Here is a 15,356-nt window from a genome sequence, read left to right on the forward strand (position 1 = left end):
TAACCGTAAGCAGCCGCATATTATGCGTCCAATACGCAGAGCAGACCCAAAACATCCATAGGTGGATCAATTCCATGGACGACCCGCTGACCGCGAGCATTACCCCGCTGGCCCCCCGGGTCGCGCTGCTGGACGCGCTGGCCGAGGAGAGCAACCTCACCCGTGCCGCGGCACTCGCCGGTGTCCCCCAGCCCACCGCGAGCCGGTGGCTGACGGAACTGGCGGAACAGCTGGGCACCGCGGTGGTGAGCCGCGACGGGCGGGGCATCAAGCTGACCCGCGCGGGACAGCGCCTGGCCGAATCCGCGCGACGGGCCGCGGGCGAACTGAGGCTCGGTTACCGGGCGGCACTGGCCGAGGCCGACCCGGAGCACGGACACGTCTCGCTCGCCTTCCTGCACACCATGGGCGGGGTCCGCGTGCCCGAACTGCTCGCCGGGTTCCGGGCGGCGCATGGCGGCGTCCGGTTCACCCTCGTGCAGGGCAGGAGCGAGGAGATGCTGCAACGGCTGCGCGCCGGCGAAGTGGACCTGGTGCTCACCGCTCCGTTGCCGGCCGGTGACCCGGAACTGGCCACCCGCGCACTCGCGAAACAACCCCTGGTGGCCGTCGTCCCAGCAGGACACGCCCTCGCGTCCCGGAAACGAGTGCGGCTCGCGGCGCTCGCGGAATCCGAGTTCGTGTCGCTCAAACCGGGGTTCGGCCTGCGTCGCATCGTCGACGCGCTGCTCGCCGAAGCGGGCTGCACACCGCGGATCTCGTTCGAGGGCGAGGAAGCGGACACGTTGCGCGGCATGGTCGCCGCCCGGCTCGGCGTGGCGGTGCTGCCGGAGTCGGAGCCGCTGCCCAATCCCGGCACGGTGGAAATCCCGCTGCAGCCGCCCGCGTACCGGGAAATCGGGCTGGTCTGGTCGACGGAACGGCCGCTTTTGCCCGCGGTGCGGACCTTCCGGGACTACGCGGCCGGCGAGGCGCAGCTCACCGCCGCCGCGACGCGCGCAGGAACTCCCGGTTGAGCGTGGTGATGCTGGCCAGCGGGATGCCCTTCGGGCAGGACGCGACGCATTCGCCGGTGTTCGTGCAGCCGCCGAAACCCTCGGCGTCCATGGTCTCCACCATGTCCAGCACCCGCGTTTCGCGTTCCGGCCGCCCCTGCGGCAGCGTGTTGAGGTGCGCGACCTTGGCCGAGGTGAACAGCATCGCCGAGCCGTTGGGGCAGGCCGCGACGCACGCGCCGCAGCCGATGCACGTGGCATTGTCGAACGCCAGGTCCGCGGCGGGCTTCGGCACCGGGGTCGCGTGTGCTTCCGGGGCGCTGCCGGTCGGCGCGGTGACGTAACCGCCGGACTGGACGATCCGGTCGAACGCGGAACGGTCCACCACGAGGTCCTTGATCACCGGGAATCCACTGGCGCGCCACGGTTCCACGTCGAGCACGTCGCCGTCGCGGAAGGACCGCAGGTGCAACTGGCAGGTCGTGGTGCGCTCGGGGCCGTGTGCCCGGCCGTTGATCACCACCCCGCAGGAGCCGCAGATGCCCTCGCGGCAGTCGTGGTCGAACGCGATGGGCTCTTCGCCCTCCTCGATGAGCCGCTGGTTGAGCACGTCGAGCAGTTCGAGGAAGGACATGTCCGGGCTGGCGTCGTCGACGGCGTACTCGACGAGGGTGCCGGCAACGTCGGGGCCGGCCTGGCGCCAGACGCGCAGGGTGAGTTTCACGTGTAGCTCCGCTGGGTGGGGTGTACGTGTTCGAAGTCCAGGGTTTCCTTGTGCAGCACGGGAATTTCGCCGTATTCCCAGGCCGCCACGTGCGCGAAGTTCTCGTCGTCGCGCCGGGCCTCGCCGTCGGCGGTCTGGTACTCCTCGCGGAAATGCCCGCCGCAGGACTCCTCGCGCACGAGGGCGTCGAGCAACAGCAGCTCCGCCAGTTCGAGGAAATCCGCGACCCGGCCGGCCTTTTCCAGCTCCTGGTTGAGTTCCGCGCCGCTGCCGGGCACGCGGACATCGCGCCAGAACTCGGCGCGCAGCTCCGGCACGCGGTCGAGCGCCTTGCGCAACCCCTCCGCGGTGCGCGACATCCCGCAGTGCTCCCACATCAGGTGGCCGAGTTCGCGATGGAACGAGTGGACACTGCGGCTGCCCTGCACGGCGAGCAGGCTGGACAGCCGCTCGCGCACCGCCGCTTCGGTCTCGCGCACCGCCTGGTCCCCGGGGCCGAGTTCGTCGAAGCCGCCGCGCGCGATGTAGTCGTTGAGGGTGGCCGGAAGCACGAAATAGCCGTCTGCCAGGCCCTGCATCAGCGCCGACGCGCCGAGCCGGTTCGCACCGTGGTCGGAGAAGTTCGCCTCGCCGATCACGAACAGGCCGGGCACCGTGCTCTGCAGGTCGTAGTCCACCCACAGACCGCCCATCGTGTAATGGATCGCCGGGTAGATGCGCATCGGGACCTCGTAGGGGTTCTCCGCGGTGATGCGCTCGTACATCTCGAAAAGGTTGCCGTACTTGGCTTCCACCGCCGCGCGGCCAAGGCGCGCGATGGCGTCCGCGAAGTCCAGGTACACCCCGAGCCCGCCGGGGCCGACGCCGTAGCCCGCGTCGCACACGTTCTTCGCCGCGCGCGAAGCGATGTCGCGCGGAACGAGGTTGCCGAAGCTGGGGTACATCCGTTCCAGGTAGTAATCCCGTTCGTCCTCCGGAATCTGGTCCGGCCGGCGGGAATCACCCTGCTGCTTCGGCACCCAGATCCGGCCGTCGTTGCGCAGCGACTCGCTCATCAGCGTCAGCTTCGACTGGTGCTCGCCCGAACGTGGGATGCACGTGGGGTGGATCTGGGTGAAGCACGGGTTGGCGAAGTACGCGCCGCGCTTGTGCGCGCGCCAGATCGCGGTCGCGTTGGAGCCCTTGGCATTGGTGGAAAGGTAGAAAACGTTGCCATAGCCGCCGGTCGCGAGCACGACGGCGTCCGCCAGATGCGTGGACACCTCGCCCGTCACCAGGTCGCGGGCGACGATGCCGCGGGCCCGGCCGCCGCAGACGATCAGGTCCAGCATCTCCGTGCGGGGATGCAGCTCCACTCCGCCGGCGTCGATCTGGCGCGACAACGCCTGATACGCGCCGAGCAGCAGTTGCTGGCCGGTCTGTCCTCGGGCATAGAACGTGCGCTGCACCTGCACCCCGCCGAACGAACGGGTGTCGAGCAAGCCGCCGTACTCGCGTGCGAACGGCACGCCCTGGGCGACCGCCTGATCGATGATCTGGGCGGAGACCTGCGCCAGCCTGTACACATTGGACTCCCGCGAGCGGAAGTCCCCGCCCTTCACGGTGTCGTAGAACAGGCGGTACACCGAATCGCCGTCGTTGCGGTAGTTCTTGGCCGCGTTGATCCCGCCCTGCGCGGCCACGGAATGGGCCCGGCGCGGGGAGTCCTGGAAGCAGAACTGCACCACGTGGTAGCCCTGTTCGGCGAGCGTCGCGCCGGCCGAGCCGCCGGCGAGGCCGGTGCCGACCACGATCACCCGGTGCCGCCGCCGGTTGGCCGGGTTCACCAGTTTCGCGCCGAAGCGGCGGGCGTCCCAGGCTTCGGAGACCGGGCCGTCCGGTGTCTTCGTGTCGGCGATCGGTGCGCCGACCGTGTATTCGAGCATGTCAGCTCACCCATCCCGCCATCACGGCGATCGGCACGATCAGGAAGCCGCCGGTGATCACGACGGCGAGCACGGTCCCGGTGGTCTTGATCGCCCGATCACGCGTGGCGCCGCGGATGCCCAGCGTCTGCGCCGCACTCCAGAAGCCGTGGTTGATGTGCAGCCCGAGCATCAGCAGCGCGACGATGTAGATCAGGTTGACCCACCAGACTCCGAAGTCCGCGACCACGTTGTGGTATGGGTGCCCCTCCTGGAAGTCCTGGTTCGCCACCCCGGCGGTGAGGTCGAGAATGTGCCACACCAGGTAGGCGGCGAGCGTGGCGCCGCCCCAGCGCATGGTGTGCGTGGCGAAGCTCGCCCGCGGCCGCCGGCCGTGCGCGTACCGCACCGGGCGAGCTCGTCTGTCCCGTTTGGACAGTTGGACGGCCGCGGTGACGTGCAGCACCAGTGCGAGCACGAGCACCGTGCGCTGGCCCCACAGGTACCACGAGCTGTGCAGCACCGGCGAGCCGATCATGCGCAGCCAGCTCGAGTAGTGGTCGAACTCCGCCGGACCGAAGAAGATCTTGAGGTTGCCCGCCATGTGCGCGAGCAGGAACGCCACGAACAAGAGCCCGGTCACGGCCATCACGCTCTTCTTGCCGATGGTCGAACGCCAGAACACGAGGAGCGCGGGCGGGCGGCGCGTCGTCGCGGTTGCGGTTGCCACGCACTCGACGGTAGGACGCGGCACACGAGAGGGCAAACACATGCTTCCTCTCATCATCATAGGCAAGAGCTATCATAAGATATGCAGTTCCAGCAGCTGGCCTACTTCGTGGCAGTCGCCGAGACGCGGCACTTCACCCAGGCCGCCGAGCGGATGCGCGTCGCGCAACCCTCGCTGTCGCAACAGATCCGGGCCCTGGAGCGGGATGTCGGCGCCGTCCTGTTCCACCGCATCCGGGGCAACATCACGCTGACCGAGGCGGGTGAGACGCTGCTGCCGATCGCCCGCCGGATCCTCGCCGAGACGGAAGCGGCCTACCGGGCGATCCGCGAGCTGGACGAGCTCGGCCGTGGCCGGGTGCGCCTTGGCGCGACGCCGAGCCTGTGCACCGGCCTGCTGCCCGCGATGCTCGCCGCGTTCCGCCGGGACTACCCGGGGATCGAGCTGGTGCTGCACGAAAGCGGCTCGCGGGACCTGCAGACCGAACTGTCCGAGGGCGCGCTGGATCTGGCGATGATCGTGGACAGCCGGGTGCACGACGATCCCCGGCTGGAAAGCCGCCCGTTGTTCGTCGAGGACCTCGTGGTGATCTCGCCGAAGGACGCGCCCGCGCCGGTGCGTGGCCGGATGCCGGTCCGCGCCCTGCGCGACCGCCAGCTGGTCATGTTCCGGCAGGGCTACGACCTGCGCGAAGCGACGGTGAACGCTTGCCACGCCGAGGGTTTCGACCCGCTGTTCGCAATCGAGGGCGGTGAGATGGACGCGGTGCTGGAACTGGTCAAGGCCGGCCTCGGGCTCGCGGTGGTGCCGAGCACCGTGGTGGGCGACCGGTTCCGCCGGACGCCGTTCGCCGGACCGGGCCTGAGCCGCGTGGTCCGGCTGGCCTACCGCCGCGACGTGGAACAGCCTCGCGCGGTCCGGGCCCTGCAGGCCGCGGTGGTCCGCTACCTCGGCGGAGCACAGCTCCCGCCCGGAATCCGCGCACTGCGCTCGTGATCTTCGCGGCCGCGTAATCGTGGCGCCGCCGGTCCGTAACTCCCCGTTCCGGCTGCTGCTCTTCCATCGGAAGCGTGTGGCGCGCACTCGAAACCGACCCCGGCGACCTGCACCGGACCGCCGGGGGCCTCGGTGACCTCCTGACCATGGACACGGCGACGCTCGACGGGATCGACGCGGCCACCGAGATCTACGGCAATGCCGCGCTGGCCGGGAAACTGCGGGATTTCGCCGATCTCGCGCGGCTCGCGGAGACGGTGTTGCACAAGCGCGTGGACCTGACGCACTCGGCGCTGCGCGATACGGCGACGTTGTTCGGCGCCACCGATCTGGAGGGCGAAGCGGCCATCCACCGAGTTTCCCGGTGAGCGCCGGGCTCGGGGACACCGACGATCCCCGTGCACTGATCCCCGGTGCGCCCGAGACCATCGTCGAGCACGTCAAGACACTGGTCGACAAGGCCGCACAGGTCGAAGGCGTCGGCTCCGAGCTGGCCGGGTTCACCGTGCCGGACTGGGCGGGCGCGACGGCGGACGCGTTCGGCGAGCTCGTCGACTGGCTGCCCGCGCAGTGGTACGCCGTGTCCGACAGCCTGACGTCCGCCGCCCGCGGCCTGACCGACTACGCCGACACCCTGCGCTGGGCACAGGAACAGGCTCGGGAAGCGATCGAGCTGTGGAACCAGGGCAAGCAGGCCGTCGAAGACGCCGCGGAGCAGACGGCCGAGCAGCTGCGGCAGCACGGCGAAGAACTGAAAACCCATGCGCAGGAGTTGCTAGACCGCGCGCGTGACCAGCTCGACCGCCAGGCCGCCGACAGCGCGCGGGTCATCGGCACGATCGGCGCCGCCACCGGGACCGCGATCGACGGGCTGGTCAAGGCGATCAGCAGCGGCTGGCAGGCCGAGGGCAGCTCCTCGGTCACCTTCGACGATTCCGGCACCAGGTTCATCCCGCCCGAGCACGGGAAACTCGGCCGCTACCGCACCTACGCCTACCTGCTTCACCAGGTGTCGCAGGGGAAACTGACCAAGGGCGACCTCACGCTGAGCGGCAAGCTCGAAACGATGGTCGGCATCGAGAACAACTTCCAGGCCGCGCTGAACAAGCGCGGGCTCACCGTGGAACTGGAGTCGATCACCGGGATCAAGGTGACCGCGACCGGCCGCGCCGACTACGGGATCCTCGGGCTGGATGGCAAGGCCGAGGGCACCTTCGGCACCCGTGGACGCGCGGGGTTGCGGATCGGCAAGAAAGGCGTCGAAGCCAAGGCCGGGGTGTTCGCCGGGGCGCGGGGCAGCGTCCGCGGAGCCGTCGACGTCGGCGGGGTCGGCGCGGGCACGACCGCGGAAGGCTGGGCGGGCGTCGGGGCCGAGGCCGCGGCCTCCGTCGGCATCGGCGACGACGGTAAGTTCCACCTCAAGGGCAATGTCGGGGCGTCGGTCGGGCTCGGCGGCGAGGTCGGGTTCGACCTGCAGATCGACGGGCACAAGGTGGCCGAGACCGCGGAATCGGCCGCGCACGGGATCGGCACCGGCATCGAGGCCGCCGGCGACGCGGTTTCCGGTGTGGGCAAGGATATTTCCGGCATCGGGAAGTCCGTCAAGGGGTTGTTCGGCTGATGACGCAGTTGCCCGTATCCGTCCACTTCGGACTCCCGGACGGCTGGGAACCGGTCCCCGTCGAGGAAACCGCCTTCGCCGCCGTGCATTCCGAGACGGCCGGGATCATGCTGACCGGCGGCCTGTGGCCGGTGGCGATGCCGCTGCGCGCAGTGGCCGGCGAAGCTGTGGCCGAGCTGCGCACGACCGCCGAGGTGGACACGCTCAGCGGCGAGGAGATCGGCGACGACGGCTTCGTCCAGGAGCTGCGGTTCACCATCGACGGCGAAACCCTCGTGCGCAGCGAGGTGTACCTGGCGATGGGCAGGGTCGAGGGTCGGCGCGCCGTCGTCCGCGCCGCGCTGACCTGCACCCGGGGCGAGTTCGGCGCAGTGGCCGGCGACTTCCGGTCCTTCGTCGCCTCACTGGGCCCCGACCTTCAGCGGTAGTGATCTGCATCACATTCACTGCACCTTGTCGGTAAGTGGCCGTCCCACGGTAAGTAGATCGGGTTGATCGTCCACTTTCGACAACAGGGGGCAGGAAAAAACCATGGCGCACACCATGATCACGCGGCTTACCGTCGGCTTCACCGCGCTCGCGGGAGCCTGCACGCTCGGCGCGTGCGGCACCTCCGCGCCCGCCGCTTCCCCGGCACCCGCTCCGGTTTCCTCGCCCGCGTTCGTCGCCGACTCGCACAGCGCGCCCAGCACGTCCACGCCCCGGTGCGGCACCGCCGACCTCTCGGTTTCCCTCGGCACTCCGAAGGAGTCTTCGGAGTATCCGGGGCAGTTCGACGTCCCGCTGGTGTACCGCAACATCTCCGCGCACGACTGTGGCCTCTACGGAGTCCCCGGCGTCGACCTGGTCGGCCCGGACGATCCGAACGGCCCCGTCTACCACCTGACACGGGTGGACAACGGCGCCCCCTACAACGAGGTCACGCCGGGCACGACCGCGACGGCCACGATCACGGTGCTCAGCGCCACCCCCGGTTCGGTCGGCAGCAACGGTTCCACGCGCTGGATCCCGGCCAGGGTCGAGACCATCCCGCCGGGGCAGACCACGGCACTGACCGCCCAGTGGCCCTCCGACGTGACGGTGCTGCGGCAGGACGCCGCCACCCATCCGGGCAGCTGGGTCAACGGAATCCTCGCCGATCCGGCCTGACGCGGTACGGCCCGATCGACCGCGGCTCACCCCGACGGCACCACCTCGCCGCCCTGGACAGTCCACTGTGGATGATCAGGGCACGACCTCGACCACATCACCTGGGCGCAGCGTCTGGTAGACCTTCACGGCCGCGGCATGGGACAGGTGCACGCACCCGTGCGACTGCACGCGCAAGCTGCCTTCGTGGAAGGCAACACCGGTGGTGGTGAAGAACACCGAGTACGGCATCGGGCCGTGATACTGCTTGCTGTAGTGGTCGATGTCCTTGTACTGCACGTGGAACCGGCCCTTCGGCGTCGGGTAACCCGGCGTGCCGACGGTGGCCGGCACCGCGCCATAGGTCACCTTCCCGTGGTCTGCCAGCCACACTTTCCCGGCCGACAACTGCACACACGCTTTGGCCTGGCTGGAGCAGGGCATCGACGCGGCATCGGCAGTACCGGCGGTGACCACCCCGAGCGCGCCGAGCGCCGCTACTCCGGTCACTATCGCGGAGATTTCTCGTAACGTAGTCATGCTCCGTGGTTACCCGCTGACGCACCGGATAAGCACCAACCGTCCGGACCCCGGCGAACCGAAGCGTTCCGGGAAGCGGGGTAGGCGGGCCGTGCTCCCGCCGAGCGGGCCCGCCTACCCCGCGTTTTCAGCCGCCACCAGTCCCGGCACGACGCCCGAGCGCGCCGTCTGGAATCACCGGCGGCTCGTCACCGCGGCCGCATCGCCCGGGGGAAAGCGATGCGGACGCGGCGGACGGGTTACCTGGTGGCGATCTTCTGCCCGACCAGGATCAGGTCGCCGTCGGGGATGTACTGCGCGTTGAGCTGCTGCAGGTGCTGCCAGCCGCCGGACGTGCCGAGCTTCTTCGCGAGGCCGGACAGGGTGTCGCCCGCGACGACGGTGTAGTCGCCGTTGGGGTTCGACCGCGTCGTGCCCGTCGAAACCGGCTTCTTGGTCTCGGCCTTGGCCTGGACCTTCGCCTGGGCCTTGGGCTTCGCCGTGGTCGCGCCGGTCTCCGTGGAGGCCGAACCGCCACCGATCGAACCGCCGAAGTAGGCGAAGGCCGACGGGCCGGAGCCCGTGCCGCACTCCCAGGGCGCCGAGCCCTGCTTGGCGTAGATCCGGTCCGCGACAACCTGCTGCTGGGCCGGGGTGGCCTTGTCGGCGGTCGGCGCGAACTGGCCACCGCCGTTGGCGAGCCAGGTCTTCGTCACGATCTGGAACAGGCCGGCGGGGCGGCCGGCACGCTGGCCCGCCGCGGTGTTGTTGACTGCAGTCGGGTTACCGCCGCTCTCGCACTTGACGATGCCGGCCTGCCCGGGGAAGGCGCTGGCCGTACCGGCGCCGGCGAGACCGATCCCGCCGATCGTGGCGCCCGCGAGAGCCGCGGTCGCGCCGGTGCGCTTGAGGACGGTTTTCGTTTTGCTGCGTTTGCTGTGACGTCCCACGGTGGGTGGGGCTCCTTCTCGTTCCACACCGCGGCGCCCTGGGTCCGTGGCCCAGCCCGGACCAGGACCCCAGGGGTTCGCGGTGGCCTGCGGCCGCTGATCCTCGGGGTAGATCGCAGGTCACCGCGAAAGCGCGAGAAGATTACGAAAGGGAAACAACAGATGTACAGAGTCCGTGGCAATGGACACAGATCACCAAACCTGGTAATGCAAGCGCCACGGTGAGTCACCCCTACCTACGCTCAGTCCGGCAATAGATCTTGGCTCAACCCCAACGAGGCCGGTCAGTTCCGGGTCGGATCCACACTCAGTTGGACACGAGGTCGATATTTTCTCACCAGGCCGACTAAACGTGGATAGGTTTTCTCAAACGGACCGAACGCAGCAGCCGCCGCGCGCGTCCGGCCTACCCGGAACCCGTTCGGCACCCGGTGCCCAAACCCGTCCACCAGGCCGGGAGCGGATGCTGTAGAACATCGTTCATGTTTTCCGACAGGGAATCGGCACCGCCGACGCCCGAGGGTGTCGACATGGAAAGACCGTCCGCCGCGCGGATCTACGACTGGTTCCTTGGCGGGACGCACAACTACGCCGTGGATCGCGAGTTCGGCAAGAAGGTGCTGGCGGGCTTCCCGCTCGTCCGGCCGATCGCCCGCTCGAACCGTGCCTGGATGCACCGCGTGGTGCGGGCCGCGGTCGCCGCGGGATTCCGCCAGTTCCTCGACCTGGGTTCCGGCGTGCCGACGGTCAACAACGTGCACGAAATCGTGCGCGATGCCCTGCCCGAAGGCGAACACGCCAGCGTCGTCTACGTGGACTACGAAGAGGTCGCCGCCGCGCACGCGCACGTCATGCTGGAGCAGCAGGGCGTCACGGACTGGGTGCGCTTCGTCCAGGCCGACCTGCGCGATGCCAAGCGCGTCCTGAAACACCCGGACACCAAGGCTTTGCTCGACAGCACCCAACCGGTGTGCCTGCTGCTGGTCGCGGCCCTGCATTTCCTCGGCCCCGGCGACGCGCCCGACCGGATCGTGGCCCAGTACCGGGAAAAACTGGCGCCGGGCAGCTGGCTCGCCCTGTCACACGTCACGATCGACGACGCCCAGAACGAGGTCGTCACCGATGCGCTGAAGGTGACGGACGCGTACAAGAGCACGAGCAACCCGTTCTGGGTGCGCACCCACGACGAGATCAAGGAGTTCTTCGGCGACTGGCGGATGATCGAACCCGGGCTCGTCCACCTGACCGACTGGCGGCCCGACAACCCGCAATGGCTCGCCACCGACGACAACGACGTCCGTCCGTACAACTGGGGCGGTGTCGCGGAAAAGCCGCGCTGACGGTTACCCTCGGTCGCCAGGGAGGTGTCCGCGTCCTGGTGGGCGCCGCGGTCTTCAAAACCGACGAGGCCGGGTATCCCGGCCTGGCGGGTTCGATTCCCGTTCACCTCCGCCATCACGGCTCGCCGCGCCGGCCGCTGCGAGCAACGCGACCGCGAACAGCAGGTAGGAAGCCGGCAGCCCGCCGGCGTTGTCGGCGGAGCTGAGGGTGCCGCCGATGGCGCGTCCCAGCAGCTGGCCGGTGGACTCCGCCGTGATCACCGCCGTGGCCAGCTCGGCGGCCGTGAAGCCGCCCGTGCCCGCGGTGCTCGCTCTGATGTACAGCCCGGGATAGGCGAGCCCGACACCGATCCCGGCCACCGCCCAGGCGACGAGCGCCACGACGAAGGACCCGCCGAGGGCAGTCACGGCCGTGCCGAGGGCTGTCATGGTCAGCCCGATCACGGGAAAGCGCCGGCGGTTGCCGAAGCGGGTGGCCAGCAGGCTCGTCGTCCCCCAGGCCAGCGGGGCCGCGCTCAGGATGATCACCGCCTGCCCGAGGTCCAGCCCGAAGCCGGTGGTCAGCAGCACGGTGATCAGGCTGTCCGCGCCGAAATAGCCGACCGCGAACAACACCAGCGCCCCGAGCGCGGCGGGCGTCCCCGGCCGCAACCGCGCGGTTCCCTTCGGGAGGATCGTGATCATCCCGGCCAGCGCGATCCCGGCGCCGGCGATCGCGAGCGGCCACCAGCCCATGCTCAGCACGACGCCCGCGGCGCCCAGCGGCACCAGCAAGGTCCGCCCCAGCGGGCGTTGCGCGGACCGGTCAGGCGGATCGTCACGGACCGACCGCACGATCAGCAACCGTCCACAAAGGACGAATGGAACCGGCACGAGCAAGGTCCAGCGCCAGCCCACGAGATGCGCGAGGCCGAGCGTCCCGGCCGGCCCGGCCAGTGCGGGCAGGATCCACATCGCCGACGACGCCGCGACCACCCGGATCCGCGCCCGCTCGTCGAGATGCCGGATCGCCGAACTGACACCGAACACGGCGAGCAGCCCGCCGGCGAGCCCGCTGAAAAGCTGCCCCAGCGCGAACATCCACGCCGTCTGAGCGCTCGCGGACAGGACGAGCCCGCCGACGTAGGCGACGATCCCGGCGGTGAGGGTGCCGCGCGTGCCGAGCCGCCCCAGCACCCGGCCGGCCAACGGAAGCGCGACGAACAACCCGAGCGTCGAACCGGCGATCAGGAGCGCGAGCCTGTTCCGCGCGTCCAGGTCGACGGCCACGAGTGGCAGCAGCGTGGACGCGACGAAACTCGTCACGGCGGCGGCGAACTCGAGCACGACGATCCCGACGGCGAGAAGCGCTGTCCCCGTCCGCCGGTCTGCGTGCTCCCCGGTGATCCGCCGGCTCCTCCCCCGCGATGTCCGCCTTCTCCAGCATCCGCCCGCGGTCAAGCGGGCGGATGCCCCGGCTCAGGCTCCCGGACGGTTGGCGGTGGGGATCGTGATGGGGGTGGTCGTCGGGGAGGTGACGTTGTTGAGGAACAGCATCGCGATCGCGCGCAGGGCCTGGTCGAACACGTAGAACCCGGCGGGCGCGACGGGCAGCAGCCCTTCCCGGAACGCGATGTAAGCGGGCCACCCGGCGCGGATGAGGGTCGCGGACGCGTAGTCGCGCGGCAGGCCGAGCCAGTCGCCGATCGCGTCGCTGAGCACGTAGCGCACGAACTCGTTGAGGAACCCGCGAGTGAGCCCGCCGTCGAGCTGCGCGGTGAGCCCGAGCAGGTCCTGGGCCAGCTCCTTGCCCTCGGTGGTCGGGGCGAGGATCGGGGTCAGCACCTGCGCCGACTGCGCCTCGGCAGCGGCCCAGGTCGTGGGGATGAACTCGTCGTGCACGCCGAGCATGTGGATGGCGACCTGCCACATGTGCAGGAAGGCGTCCTCGTCGGCGGCCGACATCGGGACCTTCCATTCCTTCAGCTTCTTGTGCACGTAGGTGCCGAGGCTGTGGAACGTGACCAGGATGTCGCCGTTGCTGATCGGGATCCGCTCGTCCGGGACCGCCGCCTTCCAGTGCGCCGAGTTCGGCAGCAGATGCCGGACCGCGGCGTGTACCAGGCGGGTTTTGTTGGCGGTGACCAGGAACTGGCCCGAGGGTTCGAACGCGTTCAGGTCGCTCAGGTCGTAGCCGAAGGTGAACGTCTTGGCCGCGCGGTCCTTCATGTTGGCACCACCCGCGGACCAGTAGACCGACGCGGCCTCCCGCGGGATGACGGTGCTCATGATGCCGCTGCCGAGCCCGTACAGCATGAACAGATAGGTGTCCTTGCGCCGGTTGAAATCCGCGGCCAGCCGCAGCTTGCCGCGATCGGCCCACGAAGGCAGCTGGTTGACCCCCTGCAGGTAGGTGGCGAGGTCGGCGGGGAGGCCGGCCGGCAACGGATCGCTGTTGTTCACCCACGACTTCAGCGCGGTGTTGACCGCCGGCACCTGGCCACTGTCGAGCAGCCCGGCCAGCAGACTGTCCACGTCGTCGTCCCAGACCCACCACGGGTCGGTGCCCGTGCCGGCGCCGGCGACGGAAGCCTTCGGCGACCACGCCCACGCCGGGGCAGCACCGGCCACGCCCACCAGGCCCAGCGCGACACCGAGCGACAGGGCGCTTCTTCTGCTGAGATTGTTCATTTACTTACCTAGCTTCCTTGGTAGGTGTAAGACGAGTCTTTGTCGAAGATGTGGCCGCCGCAACCCCTTGATCGAGTGTGAGATTTCTCGTTAACATATCCAGGCGAGCGGCCCGTCGGCAAGGGGCATCTCCAACCTGCAACCCCTCCGCTACCCGACGAGGAGCCCCGCATGAGCCCGATCGCCACGTCGACGAGTTCCCGGCCCGCCTGGGTCACCGACGAGCTGGTCGCGCAGTGGTGCGCGTGGGTGCGCCCGGACGGGGATTCCGAGGTGGAGCCGCTCACCGCCGTCGCGCCGTACGACCTGTCGCCGATCGCCGCCGTGCCCTCGTGCACCCCCGCCGATGTCGCCTCCGCCGTCGCCGACGCCCGGAAAGCCCAGCGGGACTGGGCGAAGACGTCCATCGGGCGCCGGGGCGAGATCGTGCTCGCCTTCCACGACCTGTTGCCGGCACGCCAGGACAAGGTGCTCGACCTGATCCAGTGGGAGACGGGCAAAGCGCGCTTCCACGCCTGGCAGGAGGTGGCCCAGGTCGCCACGATCGCCCGGCACTACGCGCGGCGGGCGCGGCATTACCTGGCCACCAACCACGTGCGCGGGATGGTGCCCGGCCTGACGAAGGTCAAGGAAGTGCGGGTGCCCAAGGGTGTCGTCGGCATCATCTCGCCCTGGAACTACCCGCTCTACCTCGGCGTCGGTGACGTGCTGCCCGCCCTGCTGGCCGGCAACGCGGTCGTCTCGAAGGCCGATTCCCAGACCGCGCTGACCATGCTGTGGACCCGCGACCTGCTGGCCGAAGCGGGCCTGCCCGCCGGCCTGTGGCAGATCGTGGCTGGTCCGGGGTCCGTGGTCGGCACCGCCGTGGTCGACGCCGTCGACTTCGTCTGCTTCACCGGGTCGACGGCCACCGGCGGCACGGTGGCGGAACGCGCCGCGCGACGGCTCGTCGGGGCTTCCCTTGAGCTGGGCGGAAAAAACCCGCTCATCGTGCGCGAGGACGCCGACCTCGCCGCCGCGGCGGCCGGCACGGCGGCCGCGGCCTTCGCCAACACCGGGCAGATGTGCATCCACATCGAGCGCGTCTACGTACACGAGAAGGTCTACGACGGGTTCCGCGACGAGCTCGTACGTGTCACCAACGCGCTGCGGCTCGGCCAGACGTTCGACTACTCGGTGGATATCGGGTCTCTGGTTTCGGCGGCCCAGCTGGCGGCCGTCGAGGCGCATATCGAGGACGCCACGGGCAAAGGAGCGACCGTGCTGGCGGGCGGCCGGGCCCGGCCGGACCTCGGGCCGCTGTGCTACGAGCCGACGATACTGGAGGGCGTCACGCAGGAGATGGCCGTCTGCGCCGAGGAAACGTTCGGCCCGGTGATCTCGCTGTACCCGTTCGCCACCGACGACGACGCTGTTTCGTTGGCAAATCAGGGAAACTACGGCCTGTCCGCGTCCATCTGGTCGCGTGACAGCGGTGCGGCCCACCGGATGGCCGCGCGGATCCGCTCGGGCTCGGTCAACATCAACGACGGCGCAACCGCCGCGGCAGGCAGCATCGAGGCCGGGATGGGCGGCATGGGCGACAGCGGGCTCGGCAGGCGCCACGGGGCCGAAGGAATCCGCAAATACACCGAGATCCAAACGATCGCCGCGCAACGGTTGTTGCCGCTGGGCCCGTCGCCCAAGTCGTCCGTCGGCGGTTTCGTCCGCAACACCAACCGGCAGCTGGCCCTGCTGCGACGGCTGCGGGTGCGATGAGCGGCGGGTCTCCGGGGTGCG

At 69.7% G+C, this 15,356-nt stretch carries 14 protein-coding genes, 1 tRNA gene and 1 pseudogene; 9 read left to right on the forward strand and 7 right to left on the reverse strand.

Annotation, left to right across the window (positions count from 1 at the left end):
- Positions 1 to 74 precede the first annotated feature (74 nt).
- Positions 75 to 1,016 (forward strand): LysR family transcriptional regulator, encoded by a 942-nt coding sequence (locus VHD82_RS25435; protein ID WP_325708942.1) that lies wholly within the window; start codon positions 75 to 77, stop codon positions 1,014 to 1,016.
- On the opposite strand, the gene VHD82_RS25440 is transcribed toward VHD82_RS25435, so the two are convergent.
- From VHD82_RS25440 to VHD82_RS25450, 3 genes are read right to left on the reverse strand one after another with little or no spacing between them, the layout of a single operon-like run.
- Positions 979 to 1,719: a succinate dehydrogenase/fumarate reductase iron-sulfur subunit gene (locus VHD82_RS25440; protein WP_325708944.1), complete on the reverse strand. Its 741-nt coding sequence runs from the start codon at positions 1,717 to 1,719 to the stop codon at positions 979 to 981. The two genes, VHD82_RS25435 and VHD82_RS25440, sit on opposite strands and share 38 nt — an antisense overlap.
- Positions 1,716 to 3,644 (reverse strand): fumarate reductase/succinate dehydrogenase flavoprotein subunit, encoded by a 1,929-nt coding sequence (locus VHD82_RS25445; RefSeq protein WP_325708947.1) that lies wholly within the window; start codon positions 3,642 to 3,644, stop codon positions 1,716 to 1,718. The genes VHD82_RS25440 and VHD82_RS25445 overlap by 4 nt, the downstream gene beginning before the upstream one ends.
- A 1-nt stretch (position 3,645) precedes the next feature.
- Positions 3,646 to 4,353, reverse strand: coding sequence for a succinate dehydrogenase cytochrome b subunit (locus VHD82_RS25450; RefSeq protein ID WP_325708950.1), 708 nt, complete (start codon positions 4,351 to 4,353; stop codon positions 3,646 to 3,648).
- Between the two features lie 81 nt (positions 4,354 to 4,434).
- Here VHD82_RS25450 and VHD82_RS25455 point away from each other — a divergent pair, with 81 nt between their 5' ends.
- The 5 genes from VHD82_RS25455 to VHD82_RS25475 all read left to right on the forward strand — a co-directional run bounded on the left by VHD82_RS25455 (position 4,435) and on the right by VHD82_RS25475 (position 8,119).
- On the forward strand, positions 4,435 to 5,349 hold the full coding sequence (locus VHD82_RS25455; protein WP_325708953.1) for a LysR family transcriptional regulator: 915 nt from the start codon (positions 4,435 to 4,437) through the stop codon (positions 5,347 to 5,349).
- A 74-nt stretch (positions 5,350 to 5,423) separates the two neighbouring features.
- A complete protein-coding gene (locus VHD82_RS25460; protein ID WP_325708956.1) occupies positions 5,424 to 5,717 on the forward strand; it encodes a hypothetical protein in 294 nt (97 codons plus the stop codon).
- Positions 5,714 to 6,970: a putative T7SS-secreted protein gene (locus VHD82_RS25465; RefSeq protein WP_325708959.1), complete on the forward strand. Its 1,257-nt coding sequence runs from the start codon at positions 5,714 to 5,716 to the stop codon at positions 6,968 to 6,970. Before VHD82_RS25460 ends, VHD82_RS25465 begins: the two co-directional genes overlap by 4 nt.
- Positions 6,970 to 7,398 (forward strand): hypothetical protein, encoded by a 429-nt coding sequence (locus VHD82_RS25470; protein WP_325708962.1) that lies wholly within the window; start codon positions 6,970 to 6,972, stop codon positions 7,396 to 7,398. The genes VHD82_RS25465 and VHD82_RS25470 overlap by 1 nt, the downstream gene beginning before the upstream one ends.
- A gap of 103 nt (positions 7,399 to 7,501) precedes the next feature.
- Positions 7,502 to 8,119, forward strand: a complete 618-nt coding sequence (locus VHD82_RS25475; protein ID WP_325708965.1) for a DUF4232 domain-containing protein — start codon at positions 7,502 to 7,504, stop codon at positions 8,117 to 8,119.
- 75 nt (positions 8,120 to 8,194) lie between these two features.
- Here VHD82_RS25475 and VHD82_RS25480 read toward each other — a convergent pair whose 3' ends face one another.
- Both VHD82_RS25480 and VHD82_RS25485 read right to left on the reverse strand, forming a co-directional pair.
- Positions 8,195 to 8,638, reverse strand: coding sequence for a L,D-transpeptidase (locus VHD82_RS25480; RefSeq protein ID WP_325708968.1), 444 nt, complete (start codon positions 8,636 to 8,638; stop codon positions 8,195 to 8,197).
- A 239-nt stretch (positions 8,639 to 8,877) separates the two neighbouring features.
- A complete protein-coding gene (locus VHD82_RS25485; RefSeq protein WP_325708970.1) occupies positions 8,878 to 9,567 on the reverse strand; it encodes a LysM peptidoglycan-binding domain-containing protein in 690 nt (229 codons plus the stop codon).
- A gap of 482 nt (positions 9,568 to 10,049) precedes the next feature.
- On the opposite strand from VHD82_RS25485, the gene VHD82_RS25490 reads away from it, so the two are divergent.
- Positions 10,050 to 10,907, forward strand: coding sequence for an SAM-dependent methyltransferase (locus VHD82_RS25490; RefSeq protein ID WP_325708973.1), 858 nt, complete (start codon positions 10,050 to 10,052; stop codon positions 10,905 to 10,907).
- Positions 10,908 to 10,927: 20 nt separating this feature from the next.
- Positions 10,928 to 11,022, forward strand: a tRNA-Sec gene (locus VHD82_RS25495).
- A gap of 242 nt (positions 11,023 to 11,264) precedes the next feature.
- Here VHD82_RS25495 and VHD82_RS25500 read toward each other — a convergent pair.
- Both VHD82_RS25500 and VHD82_RS25505 read right to left on the reverse strand, forming a co-directional pair.
- A pseudogene (locus VHD82_RS25500) lies at positions 11,265 to 12,233 on the reverse strand (MFS transporter); the annotation flags it as partial.
- A 132-nt stretch (positions 12,234 to 12,365) separates the two neighbouring features.
- Positions 12,366 to 13,577, reverse strand: a complete 1,212-nt coding sequence (locus VHD82_RS25505) for an oxygenase MpaB family protein (protein WP_325708976.1) — start codon at positions 13,575 to 13,577, stop codon at positions 12,366 to 12,368.
- Between the two features lie 171 nt (positions 13,578 to 13,748).
- Here VHD82_RS25505 and VHD82_RS25510 point away from each other — a divergent pair, with 171 nt between their 5' ends.
- Entirely contained in the window at positions 13,749 to 15,335 is a 1,587-nt protein-coding gene (locus VHD82_RS25510; RefSeq protein WP_325708979.1) for a succinic semialdehyde dehydrogenase, read from the forward strand.
- Positions 15,336 to 15,356 lie beyond the last annotated feature (21 nt).

The organism is Amycolatopsis sp., from assembly GCF_035546795.1.
Taxonomy (GTDB): domain Bacteria; phylum Actinomycetota; class Actinomycetes; order Mycobacteriales; family Pseudonocardiaceae; genus Amycolatopsis_E.